The 4596-nt window shown below is 72.6% G+C and carries 5 protein-coding genes and 1 tRNA gene; 2 read left to right on the top strand and 4 right to left on the bottom strand.

The features are described from left to right. Positions 1 to 130: 130 nt before the first annotated feature. Positions 131 to 748, bottom strand: a complete 618-nt coding sequence (locus tag AB0M03_RS39385; RefSeq protein WP_363501576.1) for a hypothetical protein — start codon at positions 746 to 748, stop codon at positions 131 to 133. Between the two features lie 376 nt (positions 749 to 1124). Here AB0M03_RS39385 and AB0M03_RS39380 point away from each other — a divergent pair, with 376 nt between their 5' ends. Continuing rightward, positions 1125 to 1319 (top strand): DUF5703 family protein, encoded by a 195-nt coding sequence (locus AB0M03_RS39380; protein ID WP_363501579.1) that lies wholly within the window; start codon positions 1125 to 1127, stop codon positions 1317 to 1319. Between the two features lie 111 nt (positions 1320 to 1430). On the opposite strand, the gene AB0M03_RS39375 is transcribed toward AB0M03_RS39380, so the two are convergent. The 3 genes from AB0M03_RS39375 to AB0M03_RS39365 all read right to left on the bottom strand — a co-directional run bounded on the left by AB0M03_RS39375 (position 1431) and on the right by AB0M03_RS39365 (position 4238). Then, a complete protein-coding gene (locus AB0M03_RS39375; protein WP_363501573.1) occupies positions 1431 to 2174 on the bottom strand; it encodes a chaplin in 744 nt (247 codons plus the stop codon). 227 nt (positions 2175 to 2401) lie between these two features. Next, the gene (locus tag AB0M03_RS39370) at positions 2402 to 2641 is read right to left on the bottom strand and encodes a chaplin (RefSeq protein ID WP_363501571.1); all 240 of its coding nucleotides are present in this window, start codon (positions 2639 to 2641) and stop codon (positions 2402 to 2404) included. Between the two features lie 259 nt (positions 2642 to 2900). Beyond that, on the bottom strand, positions 2901 to 4238 hold the full coding sequence (locus tag AB0M03_RS39365; protein ID WP_363501568.1) for a M20/M25/M40 family metallo-hydrolase: 1338 nt from the start codon (positions 4236 to 4238) through the stop codon (positions 2901 to 2903). Positions 4239 to 4472: 234 nt separating this feature from the next. Here AB0M03_RS39365 and AB0M03_RS39360 point away from each other — a divergent pair. Further along, positions 4473 to 4557 (top strand) — tRNA-Leu (locus tag AB0M03_RS39360). Positions 4558 to 4596 lie beyond the last annotated feature (39 nt).

Raw genomic sequence — 4596 nt, 5'->3', positions numbered from 1 at the left:
GCGGCGTGCTTGTCGGGGGGGCGGGCGCCCGCCCGCCCCTAGGCGCCCCCCCGCGCCTCCGGGTCTGCACTCGCGCCTCCGGGTCTGCACTCGCGCCTCCGGGTCTGCACTCGCGCCTCCGGGTCTGCGCTCACGCCTCCGGATCGAAGGCGTCCGGGTCCTCGTCGTAGACCTCGCTGATGTCGAAACGGCAGATCAGCATCTGCGGATCGGCCGCGTCGAACGGCTCCGGCAGCCACTCGCCGGGTTCGGACGGCTCGACGGCCGACACCCACACCGTGGAGTCGCCCTCCTCCAGCCCGAACTCCTCGCAGCGCGCCGCGATCTCGTCCGGCTCGTACTCGCCGAACAGCACACCGATCGCCGCGTTCACGGCCCCGCCGGTCCCGCCGCCCGGAGTCAGCGAGGCGTCCACCCGCTCGGCCTGGACGCGCAGCCGCTTCGGGTCCGCGACCAGGTAGTCGCGGCGGATCAGCACGCTGATCGCCTCGGGCTGCTCGGGCCCCTGGTAGCCGCCCTCGCCGCCGTCCCCCGGCACCTCGAAGGGCGTGACCTCGTCGTAGACCTCGTAGAGCAGTTGGTCGTAGGTGATCGCCGCCGCCGCCAGGTCCTCGTACGCGGCGACCACGGCCGGATCGCCCTCCTCGGTGGTGCCGGCCACGGCCTCAAGGTGCCGGTCGATCGCGGCCTTGACCGCCTCGGCGGCGGCCCGTACCTCGTTGATGGTGAGCTGCGCGGCATCAGACATGGTGCAGACGCTATCCCGCCCCGGTGACCACATGCATCGGGGTTGTCACCTACGCCCGCGAATTCACGACAACTTCCCCCCTGATGTCCGATACGTATGGATATGCCCCCTCCCGGCGGGCCCGCGGCGGCCGACGGGAGGGCGCGTACGGGCGGCCGCGCCGGGCAGAACGGGCCGCCCCGGCATCGACCGCCCGGCGCGGGGGTATCCGTCCCCGAACAGCGGAACTGATCGCGAGTCAGCCCGGCGGCGGCGCCGGACGCGGCCGCGGCGCGGCAACCGCCCTGCAGGCCGGGGCCCTCCGTCGGCGCCAGGCCGTAGGCTTGCGTGCAGGCGTATCGCACGGACGCAGGAGGAGAACTTGACCCCACCGAAGCTGGTCCGGCAACCCGAGTACGAGTACCAGTCGCTGCGCCTCCCGCGCGGCACGAGCCGCAATGCGGCGCGGCAGCTGCTCACCGAGCACGCCGAGTACGGCCACTGGGAGCTGGACCGCCTGCGGCTGTTCCCGGACGGCAGCCGGACGGTCCGGCTCCGCCGCCGGATCATCCGCCAGGTGCGCAGCTGGTGAGCGGAGCGGCCCGGCGGGCCCGCACATGAGAGCGCCTGTGGCCGCCCCGGTCCGTTCCGGGGCGGCCACAGGCGCAGCAGGGGCCGGCCGGGCCCTTCGCGGCCCGCGCGGTCAGCGGGCGCCGGCGCGGGAGCGGCGGTAGAGCACGCCGCCGCCGAGCAGCAGCGCGAGGCCCGCGGGGGCGAGCAGCTCCAGCCCGGAGGCGCCGGTGGAGGCCAGGCGGTCGGGCGTGGCCACCTGGGTGGTGACCGCGGGCGGCGTGCCCTCGCCGGAGCGGGGGGTGCCGTCGGACGGCGTCTCGGGGGTCTTGGGCGGGGTGGGCGGGGGCGTCTCGGTGCAGGCGCACTCCTCGTCCGGCGGGGTGGGCGGCGGCGGGGTCTCGTGGACGTGCGTATTGCCGCAGGAGTTGCCGTACGCGGGGTTGCCGACGCCGACCACGTCGACGGTGTTGCCGCAGGCGTTGACCGGCGCGCTCACCGGGACGCTCACGGTGTTGCCGGAGACGACGCCCGGCGAGTTCTGGCTGCCGCCACTCGCCGAGGAGCCGCCGGAGCCGGTGCCGGAGCCGCCCGTGCCCGAGCCGTTGGAACCGGACCCGCCCTGGCCGGCGGAGACGTTGCCGCACTGGTTGCCGTAGGCGGGGTTGAGCAGCCCGATCACATTGACCGTGTTGCCGCAGACATTCACGGGGATGTCCACCGGGACCTGCACGGCATTCCCGGAGCCGACGCCGGGAGAGTTCGCCGCGACGCCCTGGGCCTCGCTTCCGGCGGCGTACGCATAGCCTGCGGTGGAGGCCAGAACACTGCCGGTGGCGACGGCGGTGAGGATTCCCCTCTTTGCGACCTGTCGCATTAACTCCCCTGATTCTTCTGATGGTCGGAATTCCTGACGAGGACCTCGCCCGTACACCACTCAACGAGCCGAACGGCCAAAGGTTGAGCCGGACGCAGCGCCTTCATCCGATCGAGTGAGCGCCGCGCGGGAGCCCCTTGCGGTCCGGACACGGACGTGCCCCCGGGCGGGGGTCCCGCCGCCCGGGGGCACGCGCCAGAAGACCGGGATCAGCGCCCGGGCCCCGCTCAGAAGTTGGCGCAGCTGTTGCCGAACGCCGGGTTGAGCAGGCCGATCACGCTGACGGTGTTGCCGCAGACGTTGACCGGAACGTGCACCGGTACCTGGATCAGGTTGCCGGAGAGCACGCCCGGGGAGCCCGCCGCGACGCCCTGCGCACCGGCGCCGTGGGCCGACGCGGCACCGGCGCCGGCGAGCACCAGCCCACCGGTGGCGGCGGCGACGGCGGCGATCTTCTTGACCTTCATGGGTCCTCCTGGTCGATTCCGCAGCCCGTTCCCCCGGGCTGCACACAGGAGTGAACGAGACTGCTGCGAACGGGGTACGGAGAAGATTCCCCATTCACTCGCAGCGGTGATGATCCGAACAGACAATCGGTACCGGAAATACGAGCGGAATCGTTTCTTCACGGCGTTCCGAGAGTGTCCCAAATCATTCCCTCGTACCATGCGGACGGCCCGCCCCGGAACAGTTCCGGAACGGGCCGCCTGGGCGGGCGCGGGCGCGTCAGCAGGCGTCGAGGAAGCGGTCCAGCACCCGCACGCCGAACTTCAGGCCGTCGACCGGCACCCGCTCGTCCACGCCGTGGAACATGCCGGCGAAGTCCAGGTCCGGCGGCAGCTGCAGCGGGGCGAAGCCGAAGCACCGGATGCCGAGGTCCTGGAAGGACTTCGCGTCGGTGCCGCCGGACAGGCAGTACGGCACCGCCCGGGCGATCGGGTCCTCGGCGCGCAGCGCCGACTGCATCGCCTCGACCAGGTCGCCGTCGAAGCCGGTCTCGATCGCCTTGTCCGAGTGCAGCGTCTCGCGCTTCACGCGCGGGCCGAGCACCGAGTCCAGCTCGGCCAGGAACTCCTCCTCGTAGCCGGGCAGGAAGCGCCCGTCCACGTGCGCGGTGGCCTGGCCGGGGATGACGTTGACCTTGTAGCCGGCACCGAGCATGGTCGGCTGCGCGGTGTTGCGCAGCGTGGTGCCGATCATCTTGGCGATGCCGCCGAGCACCCGCAGCGTCTCGTCCATGTTCTCCGGGTCGAGCTTCACGCCGAGGGCGTCGGAGAGCTCGTCCAGGAAGGCGCGGACGGTCTTGGTGATCCGCAGCGGGAAGGTGTGCCGGCCCAGGCGGGCGACCGCCTCGCACAGCTCGGTGATGGCGTTGTCGTCGTTCTCCATCGAGCCGTGCCCGGCCCGGCCCTCGACGGTCAGGCGCATCCAGTGCATGCCCTTCTCCGCCGTCTCCACCAGGTAGAGGCGCACCTGGTCGTTGACGGTGAAGGAGAAGCCGCCGACCTCGCCGATGCCCTCGGTGACGCCCTCGAAGAGGTCGGGGTGCCTGTCGACCAGGTGGCGGGCGCCGTAGGTGCCGCCGGCCTCCTCGTCGGCGACGAAGGCCAGCACCAGGTCGCGCGGGGGCTTGCGGCCGGTGCGCAGCCGGTCGCGGACGACGGCGAGCGTCATCGCGTCCATGTCCTTCATGTCGACCGCGCCGCGGCCCCAGACGCAGCCGTCCGCGATCTCCCCGGAGAACGGGTCGTACGTCCAGTCCGCCGCGTTGGCCGGCACCACGTCGAGGTGGCCGTGGATGAGCAGGCCGGGCCGCGAGCGGTCCTCGCCCTCGATCCGGACGACGGTCGAGGCCCGCCCCTTGGCCGACTCGTAGATCTTCGGCTCGACGCCGAACTCGGCGAGCATCTCGGCGACGTACTCGGCCGCCTTCCGCTCGCCCGGCCCGGAGCCGTCCCCGTAGTTGCTGGTGTCGATCCGGATCAGGTCCCGGCAGATGTCGGCGACCTCCGACTCGGCCGTCACCTTCGCGGCTTCCGCCCGCTCCGCCCTCGCCTCACTCACGGCCACTCCTCGTCTCCGGCCCGCGCGACGCACCTGGCCGCCGCCCCCGACCCCACGCCGGGGCACCGCGGGCACCGTCCCGCCATCCTCCCCCAGCATCCGCTGCGCCCCAAGGCCATCCGCCCACGGATCGAAGCCCGCCGGCACCCCGCGGGAGCGGTTTTGGGACCGGAAGCGGATCTTTGCTACAGTTGAGCACGTCAACGCGGCACGGAGCCGCGGAGACGACACCCGGTCCGGGTGGCGGAATGGCAGACGCGCTAGCTTGAGGTGCTAGTGCCCTTTATCGGGCGTGGGGGTTCAAGTCCCCCCTCGGACACAGACGCGGGGTTGGGGGGTGGGTTGACCCCCCCCCCCC

The organism is Kitasatospora sp. NPDC051914, assembly GCF_040680995.1.
GTDB lineage: Bacteria > Actinomycetota > Actinomycetes > Streptomycetales > Streptomycetaceae > Kitasatospora.
The sequence above is the reverse complement of the archived record's forward strand: the minus strand, read 5'-3'. Positions and strand labels throughout refer to the sequence as shown.